This is a genomic window from Inediibacterium massiliense (assembly GCF_001282725.1).
In the GTDB taxonomy this organism is placed as follows: Bacteria; Bacillota; Clostridia; order Peptostreptococcales; family Thermotaleaceae; genus Anaerophilus; species Anaerophilus massiliensis.
In genome coordinates this window covers 337,588-362,360 of record NZ_LN876586.1, presented here as the reverse complement: position 1 = coordinate 362,360, position 24,773 = coordinate 337,588, and the positions used below count along the sequence as shown (strand labels likewise).

Here is a 24,773-nt window from a genome sequence, read left to right as displayed (position 1 = left end):
AACCCTCCCTTCAAACATAACTATTATTCGATTTCTTGTCCGGTCTTTTTAGATACTCTTACTTTTTTTCCATTTTCTAATATTTTGTACCCTACTCTTGTAGGAGCTTTTGCTTTAGCATCCCAAAGCATTACATTAGAAGCATGAATAGGTCCTTCTTGATGAACAATTCCACCTTGTTGAACCTTGGCATTTGGCTTTTGATGTTTTGTAAGCATGTTTACGCCTTCTATAATGACTCTATTTTTTTTAGGCATAGCTTGCAATACTTTTCCTTTTTTGCCTTTATCTTTTCCTGAAATTACTACTACTGTATCACCTTTTTTAATATGCATCCATTACACCTCCCCAAGCTATAGTACTTCTGGCGCAAGTGAAACTATTTTCATAAAGTCTCTTTCTCTTAACTCTCTTGCAACCGGCCCGAAAATACGAGTTCCTACAGGTGTTTTATCCTCTTTGATGACTACTGCAGCATTTTCATCAAATCTGATATAACTTCCATCTACACGTCTTACTTCGTGTTTACTTCTTACTACTACAGCTTTTACAACTTGTCCTTTTTTAACAACACCGCCTGGTGTTGCATCTTTAACTGCGCAAACAATCACATCGCCAATACTCGCGTATTTGCGTTTTGAACCGCCAAGTACACGTATACATAATAATTCTCTTGCTCCTGAGTTATCTGCAACTTTTAGGCGTGATTCCTGTTGAATCATAGTTATACCTCCTTCCAGTTATACAATTACTTCGCTTTTTCTACCACGTTTACTAGTCTCCATCTTTTATCTTTGCTTAATGGTCTAGTTTCCATGATTCTTACGCGATCTCCGATTCTGCATTCATTATTTTCATCGTGCGCTTTGAATTTTTTAGTTCTTTTTACTGCTTTTCCATATAGTGGGTGACGTACGAAATCTTCTACTGCAACAACGATAGTTTTTTCCATTTTATCGCTCACTACACGTCCTACTCTGGTCTTTCTTCTTGTTCTTTCCACGAGTAAAGCCCTCCTTCCATATCCTTAATTATGCGTTTTTCTTGATTTCTTTTTCTCTAAGGATGGTTTTTGTGCGTGCTATATCTTTACGTACACTTTTTACTTTCATAGGATTTTCAAGTTGTCCTGTAGCCAATTGGAATCTTAAATTGAAAAGTTCATTTTTTAATTCCATTAACTTATTATTTAACTCTTGTACGGTCATTTCATGAAGCTTATTAGCTTTCATTCGCTTCACCACCCTTTTCTGTATCTTGACGTGTTACGAATTTACATTTGATAGGTAATTTATGCATTGCAAGTCTCATAGCTTCTCTAGCTTTTTCTTCAGGTACACCTGCTAATTCAAACATTACTCTACCTGGTTTTACTACAGCTACCCAATATTCTGGAGAACCCTTACCAGCACCCATACGTGTTTCAGCTGGTTTTTGAGTTACTGGTTTATGAGGGAATATTTTAATCCAAACTTTTCCCCCTCTTTTTATGGATCTAGTCATTGCAATTCTGGCAGCTTCTATTTGATTAGAAGTAATCCATGCAGGCTCTAGAGCCATCAATCCATATTCTCCGTAAGTGATTGTATTGCCTCTTTGTGCTACGCCTTTCATTCTGCCTCTATGCACTCTACGACGTTTTACTCTTTTAGGCATTAACATCGTCTATTTCCTCCTTCCCTCCAACAGAAATTATTTTTCTTCGTGTCTTCTGTTGTCTCTATTATATCTATTCTCTCTATTGTCTCTATTGTCTCTTCTTGGCTTTTTAGTAAAATCTTGTTTTGCTCTATTTGCTCTTCTCATTTCTTTTACTGCTTCACTTGTTTGTGGAAGAATTTCTCCCTTATTGATCCAAACTTTTACGCCAATCTTTCCATAAGTTGTATCTGCCTCTGCAAATCCATAATCAATATCCGCTCTTAAAGTGTGAAGAGGTACATTTCCTTCGCTATATTTTTCATTTCTCGCCATTTCAGCTCCACCTAGTCTTCCAGAAACCATTACTTTGATTCCTTCAGCACCAGATTTCATTGTTCTTTGAATAGCTTGCTTCATAGCTCTTCTGAAAGATACTCTTCTTTCTAATGAAAAAGCAACATTTTCAGCTACTAATTGTGCTTCCATTTCTGCTCTCTTGATTTCATTTACATTTACGATAACACTTTTTCCTGTTAATTTTTCTAATGTAACCTTTAATTCTTCAACACCTGCTCCAGCTTTTCCAATTACCATACCTGGTTTTGCTGTAAACAGATTTACTTTCACTTTATTATTTGCAGCTCTTTCAATAACGATTCTTGAAATTCCAGAAGTATAAAGTTTCTTTTTTACATACTTACGGATTTTGTTATCTTCGATTAAAAGATCAGCAAAATTTGCTTTGTTTGCATACCATTTAGAGTCCCAATCTTTAATGACGCCGACTCTTAAGCCGTGTGGACTTACTTTTTGACCCACTACTATCCCTCCTTCTATTATCTTTCTTTTAGAACAACTCCTACATGACTTGTTCTCTTTAAAATTTTAACTCCACGCCCCATTGAAGCCGCTCTCCATCTCTTCATTGTAGGTGCTTGATTTGCATAAACTTCTGCAATATATAATTTATCTGTATCCATTTCGTGGTTATTTTCAGCATTTGCTCTTGCAGATTTAATTACCTTTAAAAGTATGTCTGCACCAGTTCTTGGTGTGAATTCTAAAATTGCTAATGCTTCGTCTGTATTCATTCCTCTAACCATATCAACTATTGGCTTCATTTTTCTTGGAGATATACGTACGTATTTTGCAATCGCTCTAGATTCCAAGTTGATAACCTCCTTTCGTATCTATGTGATTACTTCTTCACTTTTGATGATTTATCATTGTCAGCATGGCCTCTATAAGTTCTTGTAGGTGCAAATTCACCTAATTTATGACCAACCATATCCTCTGTAACATAAACAGGTACATGTTTTTTTCCATCATAAACAGCAATTGTATGTCCTATCATTTGTGGGAATATTGTGGATGCTCTTGACCATGTTTTAATGACTTTTTTTTCGTTTTTATCGTTCATTTCTTCTATTTTGCTTAAAAGTTTTGGCTCAATAAAAGGTCCTTTTTTTAACGATCTACTCATTCTACTATTTCCTCCCTTCGGTTACTATCTGTGACCCGAGGACTACGAGGCCAAGGTCCTCGCTACTTCCATGACCTCTTTTCCTCTATTACTTCTGATTTCTTCTCTTAACGATAAACTTATCAGATGCTTTGTTTTTCTTTCTTGTTTTATATCCAATAGTCGGTTTACCCCAAGGAGTCATTGGTGAAGGTCTACCTACAGGAGCTCTACCTTCTCCACCACCATGTGGGTGATCGTTAGGGTTCATTACAGAACCTCTTACAGTAGGTCTAATACCCATATGTCTCTTACGTCCTGCTTTACCGATTGTAATATTTTCATGATCTAAGTTTCCTACTTGACCAATTGTTGCTCTACAGTTAATACTAATCATTCTAACTTCTCCGGAAGGTAATCTAACTTGCGCATATTTCCCTTCTTTTGCCATTAATTGTGCTGAATTTCCTGCTGATCTTACTAATTGTCCGCCTTTTCCAGGTTTCAATTCAATATTATGAATTACTGTACCTACTGGAATACTTCTTAATGGAAGTGCGTTTCCAATTTTGATATCTGCTTGATCTCCAGATACAATTATATCTCCGACTTTTAATTTGTTAGGAGCTAAAATATATGTTTTTTCTCCATCTGCATATGTCAATAGTGCAATGTTTGCAGTTCTATTTGGATCATATTCTATAGAAGTTACCTTTGCTGGAACATTGTCTTTATTTCTTTTAAAATCAATAATTCTGTATTTTCTTTTTTGTCCACCACCTCTATGACGAATGGTGATTTTTCCTTGTGCATTTCTACCAGCACTTTTCTTAAGTGGTACTAATAATGACTTTTCTGGTTCTTTTTTAGTAATTTCTTCAAATGTAGAAACGGTCATCTGTCTAATCGCTGGAGAAGTTGGATTAAACTTTTTGATTCCCATGATCTTTCCCTCCTTTTCTCTCCTTTATGCTTATTGCATTCCTTCAAAGAACTCGATTTCTTTGCTATCAGGAGTTAATTTAATAATTGCTTTTTTTCTGTCAGGTCTTTTCCCAACATTTTTTCCCATTCTCTTTACTTTACCTGTCATACGTACAGTATTTACTTTTTCTACTGTTACACCGAAGATTTCTTCTACTGCTTTTTTAATTTCTGTTTTATTCGCTCTCATATCTACGATGAAAGTATACTTTTTATCAGCCATATCGTCCATACTTCTTTCGCTGATAAGAGGTTTTTTAATGATATCGTATGATGTCATCATTATGCGTACACCTCCTCTATCTTGTGTACCGCGTCTTTCGTTACGATAAACTTGTCATGATTTAAAATATCATATACATTTAATGTATTTACAAGAGTAGTTGTTACTCCTGGGATGTTGCTTGCAGATTTTACTACACAATCATTTTTAATATCTAAAACGATTAGTGCTTTTTTCTCTACTTTTAAGCTGTTTAGAATATTTACCATATCTTTTGTTTTATATGAATCCATTTTCAATTCATCTAAAACAACCATTTGGTTTTCTTTTACTTTAGAACTTAAAGCAGATTTCATAGCAAGTCTTTTTACCTTTTTAGGCAATGTATATCTATAGTCTCTTGGTTTTGGTGCAAAAACTACTCCTCCACCAATCCATTGAGGTGATCTAATACTTCCTTGACGAGCTCTACCTGTTCCTTTTTGTCTCCATGGCTTTCTACCGCCACCTCTAACTTCTGCTCTTGTTTTAGCACTTTGTGTACCTTGTCTTTGGTTTGCTAAGTAGTTTTTTACTACTTCATGCATAACACTTCCATTAATTTCAGCTCCGAAGATAGCTTCATTTAATTCAATTTCACCTACTTGTTGACCTGAAACATTATATAAATCAACCTTTGGCATTTTACATCCTCCCTTCTGTAGCTAGATTATTACTCAGCTTTAACGCTTTCTTTTATTGTAACAACTCCACCTTTAGGTCCTGGAATTGCACCTTTTATTAATAAAATATTTCTTTCTACATCTACTCTTACTACTTCAAGATTTTGAATGGTTATTTGTTCATTTCCCATTCTACCAGCACCTTTCATACCTTTAAATACTCTACTTGGGTATGAACTTGCTCCTAGCGAACCCGGTCCTCTATGATATTTTGAACCATGAGCCATAGGTCCTCTTGCTTGATTATGTCTTTTAATTGGCCCTTGTGTTCCTTTACCTTTTGAAATTCCTGTGATATCTATTTTTGAACCCTCTGCAAAGATATCTGCTTTAATTTCTTGACCAATTGTATAATCAGCACCATTTTCTACTCTGAATTCTTGAACATATTTTTTAGGTGCTACATTTGCTTTTGCAAAATGTCCTTTTTCAGGTTTGTTGGCTTTATTTTCTTTTTTGTCTTCATATCCTATTTGAATTGCGTTGTATCCATCTGTTTCTCCAGTTTTTACTTGTGTTACATAAACTGGCCCAGCTGCTACAACTGTTACAGGAATTACACTTCCTTCTTCAGTAAAGATTTGTGTCATCCCTACTTTTTTTCCTAAAATTCCTTTCATTTTTACACCTCCTAATTTTCTTACAGCGGATTACATAAAGTAATCGTACTAAGAGAGGTATATGAACATCTATATAAACCTACGTCTTAGCAGTTGTATTTATTAAAGTTTAATTTCAATATCCACACCTGCAGGTAAATCTAATCTCATTAGAGCATCTACAGTCTTTGGTGTTGGATTTAAAATATCAATTAATCTTTTGTGCGTTCTTTGTTCAAACTGTTCTCTAGAATCTTTGTATTTATGAACAGCTCTTAAAATAGTAATAATTTGTTTTTCTGTTGGTAGTGGAACAGGACCTGATACATCCGCACCTGTTCTTTTTGCAGTTTCAACTATCTTTTCAGATGATTGATCTAAAATTTTATGATCAAAAGCTTTTAGTCTAATTCTGATTTTTTGTTTTCCATTGCTATTTGCCATTGTATTTCCCTCCTTTTCATCGCACGCATTCTATTCATTACGTACGACTAGAACCTCAGTACACTCTCCCGGGTGTTGCTATTTATTTTTGACAAAGAGAGCCCTCTGATATTCCGTCGCCCGATTCTTGAACGGACATTCTCAGCGAAAATTTCCCCAATCTATTCATTTGGCAACCTTTCACATCATCGCAGTCCCGAAAAACACACTACTATAGTATATTAGAATTGTGCTTTTTATACAAGTCTTGACTTTTATTTTTTTTTGTGGTTTAATTATAAGTTTATGCCACAAAATATTTTATATTTTAGCCGAGGGAATCCCTCGGCTATTTTAAACTATTTAATAATTTGAGCAACAACACCTGCTCCTACTGTTCTTCCACCTTCACGAATAGCGAATCTTAATCCTTCTTCGATTGCAATTGGGTTGATTAATTCGATTTCCATTGTGATGTTATCTCCTGGCATACACATTTCTACTCCTTCTGGTAATGCAATTGATCCTGTAATATCTGTTGTTCTGAAGTAAAATTGTGGTCTGTATCCGTTAAAGAATGGTGTATGTCTTCCACCTTCTTCTTTCTTTAATACGTATACTTCTGCTTTGAATTTTGTATGTGGGTTGATTGTTCCTGGTTTTGCAAGAACTTGTCCTCTTTCGATTTCGTCTCTTTGTACCCCTCTAAGTAGTGCTCCGATATTATCTCCAGCTTGCGCTTGATCTAATAATTTTCTGAACATTTCTACTCCTGTTACTACTACTTTTCTTGGTGCTTCTGTAAGTCCTACTAATTCTACTTCATCTTGTACTTTTAGGATTCCTCTTTCTACTCTTCCTGTTGCTACTGTTCCTCTTCCTGTAATTGAGAATACGTCTTCTACTGGCATGATAAATGGTTTGTCTGTATCTCTTTCTGGTTGTGGAATATATTCGTCAATTGCTTCGAATAATTCTACAATTTTGTCTCCCCATGCTCCGTTTGGATCATTTAATGCTTCTAATGCTGATCCTCTGATGATTGGTGTATCATCTCCTGGGAATTCATATTCGTCTAATAATTCTCTTACTTCCATTTCTACTAAATCTAATAATTCTTCGTCGTCTACCATATCACATTTGTTTAGGAATACTACGATGTATGGTACACCTACTTGTCTTGATAATAGGATATGTTCTCTTGTTTGTGGCATTGGTCCATCAGTTGCTGCACATACTAGGATTGCTCCATCCATTTGTGCTGCTCCTGTGATCATGTTTTTTACATAGTCAGCATGTCCTGGGCAGTCTACGTGTGCGTAGTGTCTGTTTGGTGTTTCATACTCAACGTGTGATGTTGAAATTGTGATTCCTCTTTCTTTTTCTTCTGGTGCTTTATCGATTTGGTCAAATGCTACTGCTCCACCTGTTCCATATCTTGTATTTAATGTTGTTGTGATTGCTGCTGTTAAAGTTGTTTTACCGTGGTCAACGTGACCAATTGTTCCTATATTTACGTGAGGTTTGCTTCTTTCAAATTTAGCTTTTGCCATTTTTTTCTCCTCCTTTTAAGTATGATGCATCTCTTTGCATCTATAATTAAAATTTGTTATGTTGTCAGACAAAAGTCTGACAACAAACTATTTTCCATTGATAATTTTTTCAGCTATGCTTGTTGGAACTTGTTCAAAATGATCAAATTGCATTACATATACTCCACGACCTTGTGTTTTTGAACGAAGATCTGTTGCATATCCAAACATTTCAGATAGTGGCACATATCCTCTTACAATTTGAGCTCCTGATCTAGCTTCCATACCTTCAATTCTACCACGTCTTGAGTTGATATCTCCAATAACATCTCCCATATATTCTTCTGGGACAGTAACTTCAACCTTGAAATATGGTTCTAAAATTACTGCTTTTGCTTTTCTCATAGCTTCTTTGAAAGCCATAGATCCAGCAATTTTAAATGCCATTTCAGATGAGTCAACTTCATGGTAAGAACCATCATATAATTCAACTTTTACGTCTACTACTGGATATCCTGCAAGCACACCATTTTTCATTGCTTCTTGAATACCTGCATCAACGTGTTGAATATATTCTCTTGGAATGGCTCCTCCAACAACAGAGTTAACAAATTCGTATCCTTCACCTGGTTCTCTTGGTGAAACTCTAAGTTTAACGTGACCATATTGTCCACGTCCACCAGATTGACGAGCATATTTTGTATCTACATCTGTAGGCGTAGTAATAGTTTCTTTGTAAGCAACTTGTGGTTTACCCACATTTGCTTCTACCTTGAATTCTCTTAGCATTCTATCTACGATAATATCAAGATGAAGTTCTCCCATTCCAGCAATAATTGTTTGACCTGTTTCTGTATTTGTAAAAGTTCTAAAAGTCGGATCTTCTTCAGCAAGTTTTGCTAAAGCAGCACCCATTTTTTCTTGTCCTGCTTTTGTTTTAGGTTCAATAGCAATTTCAATAACTGGCTCTGGGAATTCCATAGATTCTAATATAATTGGATGTGCTTGGTCACATAAAGTGTCTCCAGTTGTTGTATCTTTTAAACCAACTGCTGCTGCAATATCTCCAGCATATACTTCTGTGATTTCTGCTCTTGTATTTGCATGCATTTGAAGAATACGTCCAATTCTTTCTTTTTTACCTTTTGTAGAGTTGTATACATAAGATCCTGATTGTAAAACTCCTGAATACACTCTAAAGAAAGCTAATTTTCCTACATATGGATCTGCCATAATTTTGAAAGCTAATGCAGAGAATGGTGCCTTATCATCTGCGTGTCTTTCATCTTCTTCTTGACTATCAGGAAGAAGTCCTTTGATTGCTGGAATATCAAGCGGAGATGGCATAAATGCAACTACAGCATCAAGCATTGGTTGCACACCTTTATTTCTGTATGCTGTTCCACAACATACAGGAACCATTTTTCCATCAATCGTCAATTTTCTAATTGCTTTTTTGATTTCTTCTATAGTTAATTCTTCTCCTTCAAGATATTTCATCATTAATTCTTCATCAGCTTCAGCTACAGCTTCTAATAATTCCATTCTGTATTCTTCAGCTTGATCCTTCATATCTTCAGGAATTTCAGTAACCTCTATTTCTTTTCCTAAATCATCTTTATAAATTCTTGCGTTCATTTCAATTAAATCTATAATTCCTACAAAGGTATCCTCTGCACCTATAGGTAATTGAATTGGAACTGCATTTGCTTTTAATCGATCCTTCATCATGTCTACAACATGATAAAAGTCTGCTCCCATAATGTCCATTTTGTTTACAAATGCCATTCTAGGAACTCCATATTTTTCAGCTTGACGCCAAACTGTTTCTGATTGTGGTTCAACTCCACCTTTTGCACAGAAAACAGCTACAGTACCATCAAGTACACGAAGTGATCTTTCTACTTCAACTGTGAAGTCCACGTGTCCCGGTGTGTCAATAATGTTGATTCTGTGATCTTTCCATTGACAAGTTGTGGCAGCAGAAGTAATAGTGATTCCTCTTTCTTGTTCCTGCTCCATCCAGTCCATTTGAGCTCCACCTTCGTGTGTTTCTCCTATTTTATGAGTTTTACCTGTATAGAATAGAATTCTCTCAGTAGTTGTTGTTTTTCCCGCATCAATATGAGCCATAATCCCTATGTTACGAGTTTTTTCTAACGGAAACTGTCTAGGCACAATTTCTCCTCCTTTCTAGTATCGGTATTGCTACAGAAAATATTGTCCCCCAAAATGGAGACAATATAACATAAAAGAAATAACTACCATCTATAATGAGCAAATGCTTTATTCGCTTCTGCCATTTTATGAGTATCTTCTTTCTTTTTAACAGATGCTCCTGTATTGTTTGCAGCATCCATAATCTCTTTTGCTAATCTTTCTTCCATACTCTTTTCTCCTCTTTTACGAGAATATAGAGTTAACCATCTAAGTCCTAATGTTTGTCTTCTTTCAGGTCTTACCTCGATTGGAACTTGGTAGTTTGCCCCACCCACACGTCTTGCTTTTACTTCAAGAACAGGCATAATATTGTTCATTGCTTTTTCAAATACTTCCAAAGCTTCTTCTCCAGTTTGTTCTTGGATTGTTTGGAATGCATTATAAACAAGTCTTTGTGCAGTTCCTTTTTTACCATCTAACATAATGCTATTAATTAATTTTGTTACCACTTTGCTTCCATATACTGGATCTGGTAATACTTCTCTTTTAGGTACATTTCCTTTTCTTGGCACTTTTCTTCCCTCCTTAACATGAATTTCTCTCATCGGTACTCGACAACCTTATGGATTGCCGCCGTGCGCTCAAATATATATAAAGCCCACCCTCTAAGATGGGCATATTCTCGCTCGACGATCAATTATTTTTTAGGTTTTTTCGCACCATACTTAGATCTTGCTTGGTTTCTGTCTTTTACTCCTGCAGTATCAAGAGTACCTCTTACAATGTGGTATCTAACCCCTGGTAAGTCTTTTACTCTTCCACCTCTAATTAATACAACGCTATGTTCTTGCAGATTGTGACCAATACCTGGTATATAAGCACTTACTTCTATACCATTTGTAAGTCTTACTCTGGCAACCTTTCTTAACGCTGAGTTAGGTTTTTTAGGAGTTACAGTTTTTACTGATGTACAAACTCCTCTTTTTTGAGGTGCACTCATTTTTGTAGCTCTTCTTTGTAATGAGTTAAATCCTCTTTGAAGTGCTGGAGAATTTGATTTGTATTCAACTTTTTCTCTTGATTTGCGCACTAATTGGTTAATTGTAGGCATACTATACACCTCCTTCCAATACTTAAAAACTAGTTTATTTTTCATAGGAAATTCCTATGCTTACTACCCATCACATGTGTAAATTATTTTAATATCACTGCTGTAGCAGCTTTTACATTAATTCCACAAGCTTTCCCAAGCTTGTGCATAGACTCTGCATAAACAATTTGAACATTCTTTTGTTTAGCTGCATCTTCTATGTTTCTTATTACATGTTTCTCTGCATCTTTAGCAATAAATAAAGTTTCTACTTGATCTTCTTTGATTGCTTTTAATGCTTGTTTGGTACCCACTACTAATTTTTTATTTTTTTTGAGTTCTTCTAACATATGATTCATATAGTTTCCTCCTTTATTAAACACCTGAAAGATTATGTGAATTCACATAATCTTTCCTAGTATTCAAAAAGTCCACTATCTGTTATTTTACACACTATAACATTTTAGCATTAGAGTTTTACACTGTCAACTAATAGTTTTTGATTTTTATTCTGCATGTTCAATAGCAATACTTTTATATCTTCTCATTCCTGTTCCTGCTGGAATAAGTTTACCAATAATTACATTTTCCTTAAGCCCTATTAAATTATCTTCTTTTCCTTTAATAGCAGCTTCTGTTAAAACTCTTGTAGTTTCTTGGAATGATGCTGCTGATAAGAAAGACTCTGTAGCTAAAGATGCTTTTGTAATTCCTAATAAAACTCTTTTTCCAATTGCAGGCATTAAATCTTTTTCTTCTACTTCTTTATTTACTTCTTCAAATTCATGAAGATTACAAAGTCCACCTGGTAATAAATCTGTGTCTCCTGCATCTTCAAGTTTTACTTTAGAAACCATTTGTCTTACAATGACTTCAATATGTTTATCATTGATATCCACACCTTGAAGTCTGTATACTCTTTGTACTTCTTTTACAAGATATTCTTGTACTCCAGCTACACCCTTGATTCTTAAAATATCATGAGGATTTACAGATCCTTCTGTAATCTCATCCCCAGCTTTGATAATTTGTCCTTCTCTTACTTTGATTCTTGATCCGTAAGGAATAGAGTATACTCTTTGTTCGCCATCATTTCCTGTAACCATTACTTCTTTATTCTTCTTCGTTTCATTAATAGATACAGTTCCTGCAATTTCTGTAATGATGGCTAATCCTTTTGGTTTTCTTGCTTCAAATAGTTCCTCAACCCTTGGTAAACCTTGAGTAATATCATTTCCTGCAACTCCACCAGTATGGAAAGTACGCATTGTAAGCTGTGTTCCAGGTTCTCCGATAGATTGAGCTGCAATGATTCCAACAGCCTCTCCTACATTTACAGATTCTCCTGTAGCTAAGTTTCTTCCATAACAATGTCCACAAACACCATGTCTTGTTTTACAATGAAGTACTGTTCTTATTTTTACTTTTGTAATTCCTGCTTCAACAATTTTATCTGCATCGTCTTCTTTGATTTCTGTTTTTGCTTCTACAAGTACTTCTCCTGTTTCTGGATGAATGATATCTTCTAGAGCATATCTTCCAACAATACGGTCATATAATGGTTCGATTAATTCATTTCCATCTTTAAAGTCTTCTACTTCAATTCCTTCTGTAGTTCCACAGTCTAGTTCTCTTATAATTACATCTTGACTGACATCTACAAGTCTTCTTGTTAAATATCCTGAGTCAGCTGTACGAAGAGCTGTATCTGCAAGACCTTTTCTAGCTCCATGAGTAGATATGAAATATTCTAACACAGATAATCCTTCACGGAAATTAGCTTTAATAGGAAGCTCTACTGTATGTCCTGATGCATTTGCCATTAGTCCTCTCATTCCTGCAAGCTGACGAATTTGATTTTTGCTACCTCTCGCTCCAGAGTGGGCCATGATAAATACATTATTAAGTCTTCCAAGATTAGCCATAAGGGCATCCGTTACTTTTTCAGTAGTATCTGCCCACGTTCTAATTACCTTTTCATATCTTTCTTCATCAGATATTAATCCTCTTCTATAAGCTTTTTCATATTTATCTACAATTTCATCCGCTTGTGAAAGAAGGATTTCTTTTTCTTTAGGAATATCCATATCTGATACTCCTATAGTAATCGCACCAATAGTAGAATAATGGAATCCCATTTGCTTAATATTATCCAGCATAATAGCAGTAGTGGTATTTCCAAATCTTCTAAAACATTTATCAATAATTTTTCCAAGTTTTTTCTTATCGCAAAGGAAATCTATTTCTAAGCTATATAAGTCTTTACTTCTATCTACAAAACCTAAATTTTGTGGAATTCTTTCATTGAAAATAAATCTTCCTACAGTACTTTCTACGATCTTTCCAGGATCTTCTTCACTTAATTTTCTTCTTACCTTTACTCTTGCATGAAGTCCTGCTACACCATTTTGATATGCCATAAGCATTTCATCAAAATCTTTAAAGACCATACCTTCTCCACGTTCGCCCTCTACTTCAACAGTTAAATAGTAACTTCCTAAAATCATATCCTGAGTAGGTGTTGTAATAGGAGAACCATCTTTTGGTGCCAATATATTATTCACTGAAAGCATCAAAAATCTTGCTTCTGCTTGTGCTTCTACAGAAAGTGGAACGTGTACTGCCATTTGGTCTCCATCAAAGTCTGCATTATAAGCCGTACATACTAATGGATGGAGTTTAATAGCTTTTCCCTCTACAAGTATTGGCTCAAATGCTTGAATTCCTAATCTATGAAGGGTAGGAGCACGATTTAAAAGTACTGGATGTTCTTTGATAACTTCTTCTAATACATCCCAAACTTCTGGTTTGACTCTCTCTACCATTCTCTTTGCACTTTTTATATTATGAGCATATCCATCATTTACAAGTCTTTTCATGATAAATGGCTTAAATAACTCTAGTGCCATTTTCTTAGGAAGCCCACATTGATAAAACTTAAGTTCTGGTCCTACTACGATAACAGAACGTCCTGAATAATCAACACGTTTTCCAAGTAAGTTTTGTCTAAAACGTCCTTGTTTTCCTTTTAACATATCTGATAATGACTTAAGTGGTCTGTTTCCAGGTCCTGTTACAGGTCTTCCTCGTCTTCCATTATCAATAAGAGCATCTACCGCTTCTTGTAGCATCCTTTTTTCATTTCTTACAATGATATCCGGTGCTCCTAAATCTAGTAATCTTTTCAAACGATTATTTCTATTGATTACTCTTCTATATAAATCATTTAAATCTGAAGTAGCAAATCTACCTCCATCTAGTTGCACCATAGGTCTTAAATCTGGAGGAATAACAGGAACTACATCAAGAATCATCCAATCCGGTCTATTTCCTGATTGTCTAAAAGCTTCTACTACTTCTAATCTTCTAATGGCTCTTATCTTTTTTTGTCCTGAGCTATCTCTAAGCTTTACTCTAAGTTCTTTAGATAATTTTTCTAAATCTATTTTACTTAAGATGTCTTTAATAGCTTCAGCTCCCATAGAAGCCTTAAAAGCATTTCCAAATTTATCTCTATATTCTCTATACTCATTTTCATTTAATAACTGTTTATAGCTTAATGATGTTTCACCTACATCTGTTACTATATAAGATGCAAAATATAATACTTTTTCAAGTGCCCTTGGCGACATATCTAAAAGAAGTCCCATTCTACTTGGAATTCCTTTAAAATACCATATATGAGATACTGGGGCTGCAAGTTCAATATGCCCCATTCTCTCTCTCCTTACCTTTGACTTAGTAACTTCAACTCCACATCGATCACAAATAACACCTTTATATCTTACTCTTTTGTATTTCCCACAATGACATTCCCAGTCCTTTGTAGGTCCAAAAATCTTTTCGCAGAATAACCCTTCTTTTTCTGGTTTTAATGTACGATAATTGATAGTCTCAGGCTTTTTAACTTCTCCTTTTGACCAGCTTCTAATTTTTTCTGGCGAAGCAAGACCAATTTTTATGGATTCAAAATTATTTAGCTCAAACAAGGGGTTTCTCTCCCTTCATTATGACTTAATCTCTCAAATTTTTTAAAGCTTAAAATCATCATAGTCATCTTCGAAATCAGAATAATTCGTTTCTTCAAAATTAAGTTCTGATTCATCAATGTCTGCATCTTCACTGTCATCATTTTCATTTTCTTCTTCCACTTCTTCTTCATGATGCTCATCAGGAATTTGGAACTCATCACCATCTAGAATTGTATCCAATTCATTTCCTTCTTCGTCAACAGACTCTTTAATTTCAATTTCAGTATCTTCTTCTGTCAATACCTTTACATCTAACGATAAACTTTGAAGTTCTTTAATTAATACCTTAAATGATTCTGGCACTCCTGGTTCTGGAATATTTTCACCTTTTACAATAGCTTCATATGCTTTTACACGTCCTACTACATCATCAGATTTTACTGTTAGTATTTCTTGAAGAGTATGAGCTGCTCCATAAGCTTCTAGAGCCCAAACTTCCATCTCTCCAAATCTTTGTCCTCCAAACTGAGCTTTACCTCCTAATGGTTGTTGTGTTACCAATGAGTAAGGTCCAGTACTTCTAGCATGGATTTTATCATCTACTAAGTGATGCAGTTTTAACATATACATATATCCCACTGTTACTCGGTTATCAAAAGGCATTCCAGTTCTTCCATCATATAATTGAAGCTTTCCATCTTCAGGATATCCAGCAAGCTTTAGGGCATCTTGAGTATCATACTCATTTGCTCCATCAAATACAGGAGTTGCTACGTGCCATCCTAATTTTTTTGCTGCAAGACCCAAATGGACTTCAAGTACCTGACCAATATTCATACGAGATGGTACTCCAAGAGGATTTAGAACAATTTGTAGAGGTGTTCCATCTTCTAAAAATGGCATATCTTCTTCAGGTAATATTCTAGAAATAACCCCTTTATTTCCATGACGCCCTGCCATTTTATCTCCCACCATGATTTTTCTCTTTTTAGCAATATAACATCTTACTAAAACATTAACTCCTGGTGGCAATTCATCCCCATTTTCTCTTGTGAATACTTTTACATCTACAATAATTCCACTTTCTCCATGAGGAACTCTTAAAGATGTATCTCTTACTTCTCTTGCTTTTTCTCCAAAGATTGCTCTTAGAAGTCTTTCTTCTGCAGTAAGCTCTGTCTCTCCTTTTGGTGTAACTTTTCCTACAAGAATATCTCCAGATTTCACTTCTGCTCCGATTCTAATAATGCCTCTTTCATCTAAATCTTTTAAAGCGTCTTCTCCTACGTTTGGAATATCTCTTGTAATTTCTTCTGGCCCTAGCTTTGTATCTCTTGCCTCTGACTCATATTCTTCTATATGAATAGAGCTTAGGGCATCTTCCATAACTAATTTTTCGTTAAGTAAGATAGCATCCTCATAGTTATACCCTTCCCAAGTCATAAAACCAATTAGGATATTTGTTCCTAATGCAATTTCTCCTGTGTCTGTAGAAGGACCGTCTGCAATAGGTTCACCTTTTTCTATATGTTCTCCCTTATTGACAATTGGTCTTTGATTAATACATGTTCCTTGGTTAGATCTTTTAAACTTGAGTAGTTTATATCGATCACGTCCACCATCTGAATCTCTTTTAATCACAATCTCGTCTGCTGCAACTCTTTCTACCATACCTGTATTTTTGGCAAGTACTACTACTCCTGAATCTTTAGCTGCTATATATTCCATACCTGTTCCTATAATAGGCGCATCTGTTTTAAGTAGCGGAACAGCTTGACGTTGCATGTTTGATCCCATTAATGCACGGTTGGCATCATCATTTTCAAGGAATGGAATCATCGCAGTAGCAACAGATACCATTTGTTTTGGTGTTACATCCATATAATCTACTTCATCTCTTGGTACAACATCAATATCTCCATTCTTCGTTCTTGCAGTAACCCTTCTATTTATGAATTTTCCCTCTTCATCAAGAGGTTCATTGGCTTGTGCAACAATTACTGGATCTTCTTCATCAGCAGTTAAATAATGAATTTCATCTGTTACTACTCCTCTTTTTTTATCTACTTTTCTATAAGGAGCTTCGATAAATCCATATTCGTTGATTTTACCATAAGTGGCTAACGATCCAATCAATCCGATATTCGGACCCTCAGGAGTTTCAATAGGACACATACGACCATAGTGAGAATGATGCACGTCTCTTACCTCGAATCCTGCTCTTTCACGAGATAATCCTCCTGGTCCCAATGCAGACAATCTTCTTTTATGAGTAAGCTCTGCAAGTGGATTGGTTTGATCCATAAATTGAGAAAGCTGACTGCTTCCAAAGAATTCTTTAATGGCAGCTGCTACAGGTCTAATATTAATTAATGCTTGTGGAGTAATTACATCTATATCTTGAATGGTCATTCTTTCTTTTACTACTCTTTCCATTCTAGATAGTCCAATTCTAAATTGATTTTGTAAAAGCTCTCCAACAGATCTTAATCTTCTATTTCCTAAATGATCTATATCATCTACTTCTCCTATTCCATGAGCTAAATTTAAAACATAGCTTATAGATGCAACAATATCATCAATAATCACATTTTTAGGAGATAGATCTTTCCTTCTTTCCTTTAATGCTTCTTTAATTTCATTTTCATCTTCATAAGTATCTAAAATCTCTTTTAATACAGGAAAATGTACTCTTGATTCTATGTTTAAATCGTCTACATTAAAGGATATATGTTCTTTAATATCTACAAAGTGATTTCCAATCACTCTTACAATTTTTCCTTCTTCGCCAAGTACATGTACTACCTTAATTCCTGCATTTTCAATGTCTTTTGCAACTTCTCTATCGATCTTTTGTCCTTCTTCAACATAGATTTCTCCTGTATAAGGATTCACTATATTTTCTGCTGCTTTTTGCCCCATAATTCTATTAAAAAGGCCTAATTTTTTATTGTATTTATATCTTCCTACTTTTGCCAAATCATATCTTTTAGGATCAAAAAATAAAGAATCAATTAAAGACTTTGCACTTTCTACAGTAGGAGGTTCTCCTGGTCTTAATTTTTTATAAATTTCCAAAAGACCTTCTTCTCTAGATTTTGTACTGTCCTTGTCTAAGGTATGCATAAGTCTTTCATCTTCACCTAAAAGATTAATAATTTCAGCATCTGTACCAAAACCTAATGCCCTTAATAATACAGTTAAAGGCTGTTTTCTAGTTCTGTCTACCCTAACAGAGATGACATCATTAGAATCTGTTTCATATTCAAGCCATGCTCCTCTATTTGGAATTACAGTAGTAGAATATAATCTTTTACCTGTTCTATCTACTTGTACTGCATAATATGGCCCAGGAGATCTAACTAGTTGCGTTACAATAACTCTTTCAGCTCCGTTGATGATAAAAGTTCCTTTGTCTGTCATGAGTGGGAAATCTCCCATAAAAACTTCTTGTTCTTTTACTTCTCCAGTTTCTTTATTGATTAGTCTTACCTTCACCTTAAGTGGTGCAGCATATGTAACATCTCTTTCTTTGCACTCCTCAATATGGTATTTTGGATCTCCATCTAAAGAATAATCAATAAATTCAAGAATCAAATTTCCTGTATAATCTTGAATAGGGGAAATATCTTCAAATACTTCTTTTAATCCCTCTTTCAAAAACCATACATAGGATTCTCTTTGAATCTCTATAAGGTTTGGCATGTCGATAACTTCTTCAATTCTTGAATAGCTCATTCTGGTTCTTCTTCCGACCTGAATAGGATGTGGCATATTATTCACCCCTTGTACTAATATAAAAAACCTCTAGGATCACACAAAAAAATATGCTGTTAGTGAGATGAGGTCTTTTCTTTTAATGCATAATTTTATATAAACAACTTTCAAATGTTGAAAGTTGAAAATTAAAAAAAGCTATTCTTTCCATAGTTGTTAATATTGCCATTTTCAACATATTCTATACAAATTATTTAGAATTTTGCCTCTTATGGCAGTATATAATGTTATCATAAACTATACTGGTTGTCAACCCTTGGCTTTTATGGTATAATGGATTCGATATATTTTATAAATTTCATAGATACATGTTAATTTTCAAAAGAAAAAAGTCCTCCTTTAGAAGAATTTCAAGGTTGACTTTTTTAGTTTATAGAAGAAATTATAAACTTTACATGAGAAAAAGGCACTCTGGATTCCTCCAGAGTCCCTTTTGTATAATTTGAATTATTTAAGTTCTACACCTGCTCCAACTTCTTCAAGTTTAGCTTTCATTGCTTCAGCTTCTTCTTTTGCTACTCCTTCTTTAAGTGTTTTAGGAGCTCCGTCAACTAATTCTTTTGCTTCTTTTAATCCAAGTCCTGTAAGTTCTCTTACAACTTTGATTACTTTGATTTTTTGTGAACCAGCACTAGCTAATACTACTTCGAAATCAGTTTTTTCTTCAGCAGCAGGAGCAGCAGCTCCTCCAGCAACAGCAACTGGTGCTGCAGCAGATACTCCAAATTCTTCTTCACATGCTTTTACTAATTCATTTAATTCAAGTACTGTCATACCTTTGATAGCTTCAATAATTTGATCTTTTGTCATTTTATTACACCTCCGAAAATATTTAAAAGTTTATGCTTCCGTACTCGCTTTTTGATCTGCAATGCCTTGAAGTAAGTATGCAAGATTTGATAATGGTGATTTGATACTTCCAAGGAATTTAGCAAGTAATACGTCTCTTGATGGAATTTCAGCAATTTCCTTAATTGTGTCAACACCATAATATTGACCTTCAACTACTGCTGATTTTAATTCAAGATTTTTATGATCTTTTGCAAAATCATTTAAGATTTTAGCTGGTACTACAGGATCTGCATAACTAAACGCAACAGCATTTGGTCCAGTTAAATCTCCAGTTAAAGCTTCAAAATCAGTTCCTTTTACAGCTAGTCTAGTTAAAGTATTTTTATATACTTTATATTCAATGCCAGCTTCTCTCATTTTGCTTCTTAGTTCTGTTACTTCTTCTACTGTTAGTCCTCTATAATCTGCAACCACTGCTGATTGAGCTTTTTGAAACTTTTCTTTAATTTCTTCAACTACTTGTTTTTTCATCTCTAAGTTGCTTGACATGTGGATGTCCACCTCCTCTGCAATTAGCAATTCCTATTCTGTCATATCAATAACAGAACCTCTCTACCGTAGACATAGAGAGGCTCTTAGAATCTTAATCTATAGAACGACCTCGGTAGGCTTCTTTAAACCATAAGGTACCTACTGTCTACGGTGAATATTCGCTTTTATTACACACTATCATATAGTATATCATTCCATATTGTATATGTCAATGATCTTTATTTGTATGATTATGCCATTACTTTTACTGGATTAATTTTAATTCCAGGTCCCATAGTGCTTGTTATAACAATACTCTTCAAGTATTGTCCTTTTGCAGCTGCTGGTTTTGCTTTTACAATTGCATCCATTAATACACGGAAGTTATCCGCTAATTTTTCAGATCCAAAAGAAGCTTTTCCAATAGGAACATGGATGATATTTGTTTTATCTAATCTATACTCAACTTTTCCAGCTTTTATTTCTTTTACAGCTTTTTCTACATCAAAAGTAACTGTTCCTGATTTTGGGTTAGGCATTAATCCTTTTGGTCCCAATACTCTACCTAGTCTTCCTACAAGACCCATCATGTCTGGTGTAGCTACTACTACATCAAAATCAAACCAGTTTTCCTTTTGAATTTTTTCAACCATATCTTCTGCTCCAACAAAGTCTGCTCCAGCATTTTCAGCTTCTTTAGCTTTTTCACCTTTTGCAAAAACTAATACTTTTCTAGTTTTTCCTGTACCATGTGGTAATACAATGGCACCTCTAACTTGTTGGTCTGCATGTCTTGAGTCAACCCCAAGTCTAATATGAGCTTCTATTGTTTCATCAAATTTTGCTTTTGCAGTATCTACTACTAATTTTAAACTTTCTTCTGGATCGTATAAAGTTTCTCTATTAATTAACTTTGCACTCTCTTGATACTTTTTACCTCTTTTTGCCATTTCTTTCCCTCCTTGTGGTTATAACGGTTATTGTACCTCCCACCTCAGCATAAGTAATTATTCTTCAACAATGATACCCATGCTTCTAGCAGTACCTTTAATCATACTTATAGCAGTTTCTAAGCTACCAGCATTTAAATCAGGCATTTTAAGTTCTGCAATCTCTTTAACTTTATCTATAGATACAGTTGCAACCTTAGTTCTATTAGGTTCACCTGAAGCACTCTCAATACCTGCTGCTTTTTTTAATAAAACAGCTGCTGGTGGTGTTTTTGTAATAAATGTAAATGATCTATCTTGATAAACTGTAATCACTACTGGTATAATCAATCCAGCTTGATCTGCAGTTTTTGCATTAAATTCCTTGCAGAATTGCATAATGTTTACTCCTTGTTGTCCAAGTGCTGGACCTACTGGTGGTGCTGGAGTTGCTTTTCCTGCTGGAATTTGTAATTTAACCATTCCTGTAACTTTTTTTGCCATTGGTACACCTCCTCATTTTCATACATCTATATTATATATGTTTTTATATTAAAAGCATATAAGCTTTTTAAACAAATTATAAATTCTCAACTTGTGTAAAATCAAGTTCTACAGGTGTTTCTCTTCCAAACATGGAAATAAGCACTTTTAGAGTTTGTCTTTCTAGATTAATCCCTTCAATGACTCCAATAAAGCCGTCAAAGGGTCCAGATATAACTTTTACGCTATCTCCTATAGCCATATCAATTTCAGCCATAGGCTGCTCAATGCCCATGTTTTTCACTTCTTCATCACTTAAAGGAATCGGCTTAGATCCTGGTCCCACAAATCCTGTGACTCCTCTTGTATTTCTTACTACATACCAAGATTCATCATTCATAATCATTTTAACGATTACATATCCTGGAAAGATCTTTTTTTGTTTTGTCTTTTTCTTTCCATTCTTCAGTTCAACTTTTTCTTCTGTGGGTACAATTACTTCAGTAATGACATCTTCCATACCTCTATTTTCAACAAATTTTTCAATATTTGCTTTCACTTTGTTTTCATGTCCTGAATAAGTATGGACAACGTACCATTTAGGGTTTTCAGACATATACGAGAGTAGAAAATAATAAGTTTTCCTACTCGTCCCTCCCTCACTATTTGATGATTAGTTGAAGAGCCTTCCCAAACGCTGTATCTACCAGCCACATTCCAATTGCTGCAATTGCACATGTTGTCAGTACAACGGTAGTATATGATGTTAATTCTTTTTTATCAGGCCAAATAACTTTTTTAAGTTCTGACTTTACATTTTTAAAGAATTTTCCAAGGCTCTTCGTTGTTGCTGCCTTGTTTGTATTAGTTTGTACTGCCATTATCTTTCACATCCTTATATGGTAATTATACAAAATCCTTGTAAGGATTATTTTGTCTCTTTGTGAGAAGTATGTGTTTTGCAGAACTTACAATATTTCTTCATTTCTAATCTGTCTGGATCATTTTTTTTATTTTTTGTAGTATGATAATTTCTTTGTTTGCACTCTGTACATGCCAAAGTTACTTTTACTCTCATTCTTAACACCTCCCAAAATTAAAGCTTTTATCGAAATTGCAATTTGACACAACTATCTCAGTATGACACCATCACTTTATAAAGCTATCATAATTTTTTCCTTGTGTCAATATAGTTTTTCCATGCATTTAACACGCATATAACCACATAGAAAAAAACATCTCTATTGTCAAATGCTTTTTTCTTTATGGTTATTTCTAATAGTATAGCCAACTTTTTTCATTTTATTTCTATTGATTAAAAAGGACTAGGCTTGGGTTTCAATCCTAGTCCTGTATATTTCACACTATTTAATAATTTGAGCAACAACACCTGCTCCTACTGTTCTTCCACCTTCACGAATAGCGAATCTTAATCCTTCTTCGATTGCAATTGGGTTGATTAATTCGATTTCCATTGTGATGTTATCTCCTGGCATACACATTTCTACTCCTTCTGGTAATGCAATTGATCCTGTAATATCTGTTGTTCTGAAGTAAAATTGTGGTCTGTATCCGTTAAAGAATGGTGTATGTCTTCCACCTTCTTCTTTCTTTAATACGTATACTTCTGCTTTGAATTTTGTATGTGGGTTGATTGTTCCTGGTTTTGCAAGAACTTGTCCTCTTTCGATTTCGTCTCTTTGTACCCCTCTAAGTAGTGCTCCGATATTATCTCCAGCTTGCGCTTGATCTAATAATTTTCTGAACATTTCTACTCCTGTTACTACTACTTTTCTTGGTGCTTCTGTAAGTCCTACTAATTCTACTTCATCTTGTACTTTTAGGATTCCTCTTTCTACTCTTCCTGTTGCTACTGTTCCTCTTCCTGTAATTGAGAATACGTCTTCTACTGGCATGATGAATGGTTTGTCTGTATCTCTTTCTGGTTGTGGAATATATTCGTCAATTGCTTCGAATAATTCTACAATTTTGTCTCCCCATGCTCCATTTGGATCATTTAATGCTTCTAATGCTGATCCTCTGATGATTGGTGTATCATCTCCTGGGAATTCATATTCGTCTAATAATTCTCTTACTTCCATTTCTACTAAATCTAATAATTCTTCGTCGTCTACCATATCACATTTGTTTAGGAATACTACGATGTATGGTACACCTACTTGTCTTGATAATAGGATATGTTCTCTTGTTTGTGGCATTGGTCCATCAGTTGCTGCACATACTAGGATTGCTCCATCCATTTGTGCTGCTCCTGTGATCATGTTTTTTACATAGTCAGCATGTCCTGGGCAGTCTACGTGTGCGTAGTGTCTGTTTGGTGTTTCATACTCAACGTGTGATGTTGAAATTGTGATTCCTCTTTCTTTTTCTTCTGGTGCTTTATCGATTTGGTCAAATGCTACTGCTCCACCTGTTCCATATCTTGTATTTAATGTTGTTGTGATTGCTGCTGTCAAAGTTGTTTTACCGTGGTCAACGTGACCGATTGTTCCAATATTTACGTGAGGTTTGCTTCTTTCAAATTTAGCTTTTGCCATTTTTTTCTCCTCCTCATGTGATTTATTTCAATTATTATTTAAATTTTTGCAGTAAACTCGTCCGGGTGTATCTATGTATATAAAATACACAAAATGTTCTTGGAGCCCACGAGCGGATTCGAACCGCCGATCTCCGCCTTACCAAGGCGACGCTCTAACCTACTGAGCCACATGGGCACTCACCAATATTTATTTTACTATTTTATTTTAAGGAAGTCAATAGTTTTTGTCTTGTATTCATTTCTATTTTTGCCTAAGTTTAGCTCCCTCTTATTTCAAGATATCTTTCTAATTTTCTCTTCACTCGTTGCAGGGCATTATCAATAGACTTTACATGCCTATCTAATTCTACCGCCATTTCTTGATAGGATTTCCCCTGTAAATAGTACATAAGCACAGTCCACTCGAGATCACTCAATATTTCCCCTATTTTGGATTCAATGTGAGCTAATTCTTCTCTAGATATAATCAATTCTTCTGGGTCTGAAATCTTTGCTCCAGATATGATGTCTAAAAGAGTTCTATCTGATTCTTCATCATATATGGGCTTATTTAAAGATATATACGAATTTAGAGGGATGTGTTTTTGTCTTGTAGCCGTTTTAATGGCTGTAATAATCTGTCTTGTAATGCATAGTTCTGCAAAAGCTCTAAAAGAAGAAAGCTTGTCCGGTTTAAAATCACGAATAGCTTTAAATAATCCTATCATACCCTCTTGTATAATATCTTCTCGATCTGCTCCAATTAAGAAATAAGATCTTGCTTTTGCTCGAACAAAATTTTTATATTTTTTAATCAAATATTCCTGAGCTCTTATACTTCCACGTCTAGCATCTTCCACAACTTCCTCATCAATTAGCATTTCCGTTTTATCTCCCAGCTGGTTATGTACCCCA

29 protein-coding genes, 1 tRNA gene and 1 other annotated feature are annotated in these 24,773 nt (G+C 34.8%); all 30 genes read right to left on the bottom strand.

Going from position 1 to position 24,773, the window contains the following annotated elements:
- Positions 1–23: 23 nt before the first annotated feature.
- Positions 24–335 (bottom strand): 50S ribosomal protein L24, encoded by a 312-nt coding sequence (gene rplX, locus BN2409_RS05530; RefSeq protein ID WP_053955654.1) that lies wholly within the window; start codon positions 333–335, stop codon positions 24–26.
- 18 nt (positions 336–353) lie between these two features.
- A complete protein-coding gene (rplN, locus tag BN2409_RS05525; protein WP_053955653.1) occupies positions 354–722 on the bottom strand; it encodes a 50S ribosomal protein L14 in 369 nt (122 codons plus the stop codon).
- A gap of 26 nt (positions 723–748) precedes the next feature.
- The gene (gene rpsQ, locus BN2409_RS05520) at positions 749–1,003 is read right to left on the bottom strand and encodes a 30S ribosomal protein S17 (RefSeq protein WP_053955652.1); all 255 of its coding nucleotides are present in this window, start codon (positions 1,001–1,003) and stop codon (positions 749–751) included.
- A gap of 28 nt (positions 1,004–1,031) precedes the next feature.
- On the bottom strand, positions 1,032–1,232 hold the full coding sequence (rpmC, locus tag BN2409_RS05515; RefSeq protein ID WP_053955651.1) for a 50S ribosomal protein L29: 201 nt from the start codon (positions 1,230–1,232) through the stop codon (positions 1,032–1,034).
- Positions 1,222–1,662, bottom strand: a complete 441-nt coding sequence (gene rplP / locus BN2409_RS05510) for a 50S ribosomal protein L16 (protein ID WP_053955650.1) — start codon at positions 1,660–1,662, stop codon at positions 1,222–1,224. The genes rpmC and rplP overlap by 11 nt, the downstream gene beginning before the upstream one ends.
- 30 nt (positions 1,663–1,692) lie before the next feature.
- Positions 1,693–2,460 carry a 30S ribosomal protein S3 gene (gene rpsC, locus BN2409_RS05505; RefSeq protein ID WP_053955649.1) on the bottom strand — a complete coding sequence of 256 codons (768 nt, stop codon included), beginning with the start codon at positions 2,458–2,460 and terminating at the stop codon, positions 1,693–1,695.
- Between the two features lie 17 nt (positions 2,461–2,477).
- Positions 2,478–2,810 (bottom strand): 50S ribosomal protein L22, encoded by a 333-nt coding sequence (gene rplV, locus BN2409_RS05500; protein ID WP_110942968.1) that lies wholly within the window; start codon positions 2,808–2,810, stop codon positions 2,478–2,480.
- 29 nt (positions 2,811–2,839) lie between these two features.
- Positions 2,840–3,124, bottom strand: coding sequence for a 30S ribosomal protein S19 (gene rpsS / locus BN2409_RS05495; RefSeq protein ID WP_053955647.1), 285 nt, complete (start codon positions 3,122–3,124; stop codon positions 2,840–2,842).
- 88 nt (positions 3,125–3,212) lie between these two features.
- Positions 3,213–4,046 carry a 50S ribosomal protein L2 gene (rplB, locus tag BN2409_RS05490; protein ID WP_053955646.1) on the bottom strand — a complete coding sequence of 278 codons (834 nt, stop codon included), beginning with the start codon at positions 4,044–4,046 and terminating at the stop codon, positions 3,213–3,215.
- A 30-nt stretch (positions 4,047–4,076) separates the two neighbouring features.
- Positions 4,077–4,370 carry a 50S ribosomal protein L23 gene (gene rplW, locus BN2409_RS05485; protein WP_334291710.1) on the bottom strand — a complete coding sequence of 98 codons (294 nt, stop codon included), beginning with the start codon at positions 4,368–4,370 and terminating at the stop codon, positions 4,077–4,079.
- The gene (rplD, locus tag BN2409_RS05480; protein WP_053955645.1) at positions 4,370–4,993 is read right to left on the bottom strand and encodes a 50S ribosomal protein L4; all 624 of its coding nucleotides are present in this window, start codon (positions 4,991–4,993) and stop codon (positions 4,370–4,372) included. The genes rplW and rplD overlap by 1 nt, the downstream gene beginning before the upstream one ends.
- A 29-nt stretch (positions 4,994–5,022) precedes the next feature.
- Positions 5,023–5,652, bottom strand: coding sequence for a 50S ribosomal protein L3 (gene rplC / locus BN2409_RS05475; RefSeq protein ID WP_053955644.1), 630 nt, complete (start codon positions 5,650–5,652; stop codon positions 5,023–5,025).
- A gap of 102 nt (positions 5,653–5,754) precedes the next feature.
- On the bottom strand, positions 5,755–6,075 hold the full coding sequence (gene rpsJ, locus BN2409_RS05470) for a 30S ribosomal protein S10 (RefSeq protein ID WP_053955643.1): 321 nt from the start codon (positions 6,073–6,075) through the stop codon (positions 5,755–5,757).
- Positions 6,076–6,413: 338 nt separating this feature from the next.
- Entirely contained in the window at positions 6,414–7,607 is a 1,194-nt protein-coding gene (gene tuf / locus BN2409_RS05465) for an elongation factor Tu (RefSeq protein WP_053955630.1), read from the bottom strand.
- Positions 7,608–7,694: 87 nt separating this feature from the next.
- The gene (fusA, locus tag BN2409_RS05460) at positions 7,695–9,764 is read right to left on the bottom strand and encodes an elongation factor G (RefSeq protein WP_053955642.1); all 2,070 of its coding nucleotides are present in this window, start codon (positions 9,762–9,764) and stop codon (positions 7,695–7,697) included.
- A gap of 83 nt (positions 9,765–9,847) precedes the next feature.
- Complete coding sequence (rpsG, locus tag BN2409_RS05455) at positions 9,848–10,318, bottom strand: 30S ribosomal protein S7 (RefSeq protein WP_110942967.1); 471 nt, start codon at positions 10,316–10,318, stop codon at positions 9,848–9,850.
- Between the two features lie 125 nt (positions 10,319–10,443).
- On the bottom strand, positions 10,444–10,857 hold the full coding sequence (gene rpsL / locus BN2409_RS05450; protein ID WP_053955640.1) for a 30S ribosomal protein S12: 414 nt from the start codon (positions 10,855–10,857) through the stop codon (positions 10,444–10,446).
- 83 nt (positions 10,858–10,940) lie between these two features.
- Positions 10,941–11,195: a ribosomal L7Ae/L30e/S12e/Gadd45 family protein gene (locus BN2409_RS05445; protein WP_330375384.1), complete on the bottom strand. Its 255-nt coding sequence runs from the start codon at positions 11,193–11,195 to the stop codon at positions 10,941–10,943.
- Positions 11,196–11,342: 147 nt separating this feature from the next.
- Positions 11,343–14,825 carry a DNA-directed RNA polymerase subunit beta' gene (gene rpoC, locus BN2409_RS05440; RefSeq protein WP_053955639.1) on the bottom strand — a complete coding sequence of 1,161 codons (3,483 nt, stop codon included), beginning with the start codon at positions 14,823–14,825 and terminating at the stop codon, positions 11,343–11,345.
- A 42-nt stretch (positions 14,826–14,867) separates the two neighbouring features.
- Entirely contained in the window at positions 14,868–18,581 is a 3,714-nt protein-coding gene (gene rpoB / locus BN2409_RS05435) for a DNA-directed RNA polymerase subunit beta (RefSeq protein WP_053955638.1), read from the bottom strand.
- A 450-nt stretch (positions 18,582–19,031) separates the two neighbouring features.
- Positions 19,032–19,394 (bottom strand): 50S ribosomal protein L7/L12, encoded by a 363-nt coding sequence (gene rplL / locus BN2409_RS05430; RefSeq protein WP_053955637.1) that lies wholly within the window; start codon positions 19,392–19,394, stop codon positions 19,032–19,034.
- A 30-nt stretch (positions 19,395–19,424) separates the two neighbouring features.
- Positions 19,425–19,925, bottom strand: a complete 501-nt coding sequence (gene rplJ / locus BN2409_RS05425; protein WP_053955636.1) for a 50S ribosomal protein L10 — start codon at positions 19,923–19,925, stop codon at positions 19,425–19,427.
- A 43-nt stretch (positions 19,926–19,968) separates the two neighbouring features.
- Positions 19,969–20,097, bottom strand: a sequence feature (ribosomal protein L10 leader region).
- A gap of 61 nt (positions 20,098–20,158) precedes the next feature.
- Entirely contained in the window at positions 20,159–20,857 is a 699-nt protein-coding gene (rplA, locus tag BN2409_RS05420) for a 50S ribosomal protein L1 (RefSeq protein WP_053955635.1), read from the bottom strand.
- 57 nt (positions 20,858–20,914) lie between these two features.
- Positions 20,915–21,340 carry a 50S ribosomal protein L11 gene (gene rplK / locus BN2409_RS05415; RefSeq protein ID WP_053955634.1) on the bottom strand — a complete coding sequence of 142 codons (426 nt, stop codon included), beginning with the start codon at positions 21,338–21,340 and terminating at the stop codon, positions 20,915–20,917.
- A gap of 76 nt (positions 21,341–21,416) precedes the next feature.
- A complete protein-coding gene (gene nusG / locus BN2409_RS05410; protein ID WP_053955633.1) occupies positions 21,417–21,935 on the bottom strand; it encodes a transcription termination/antitermination protein NusG in 519 nt (172 codons plus the stop codon).
- Positions 21,936–21,981: 46 nt separating this feature from the next.
- On the bottom strand, positions 21,982–22,200 hold the full coding sequence (gene secE / locus BN2409_RS05405; protein ID WP_053955632.1) for a preprotein translocase subunit SecE: 219 nt from the start codon (positions 22,198–22,200) through the stop codon (positions 21,982–21,984).
- 47 nt (positions 22,201–22,247) lie between these two features.
- A complete protein-coding gene (gene rpmG, locus BN2409_RS05400; RefSeq protein WP_053955631.1) occupies positions 22,248–22,397 on the bottom strand; it encodes a 50S ribosomal protein L33 in 150 nt (49 codons plus the stop codon).
- A gap of 286 nt (positions 22,398–22,683) precedes the next feature.
- Entirely contained in the window at positions 22,684–23,877 is a 1,194-nt protein-coding gene (gene tuf / locus BN2409_RS05395; RefSeq protein ID WP_053955630.1) for an elongation factor Tu, read from the bottom strand.
- Between the two features lie 100 nt (positions 23,878–23,977).
- Positions 23,978–24,054 (bottom strand) — tRNA-Thr (locus tag BN2409_RS05390).
- A gap of 82 nt (positions 24,055–24,136) precedes the next feature.
- Positions 24,137–24,739 (bottom strand): RNA polymerase sporulation sigma factor SigH, encoded by a 603-nt coding sequence (sigH, locus tag BN2409_RS05385; protein ID WP_242847928.1) that lies wholly within the window; start codon positions 24,737–24,739, stop codon positions 24,137–24,139.
- Positions 24,740–24,773 lie beyond the last annotated feature (34 nt).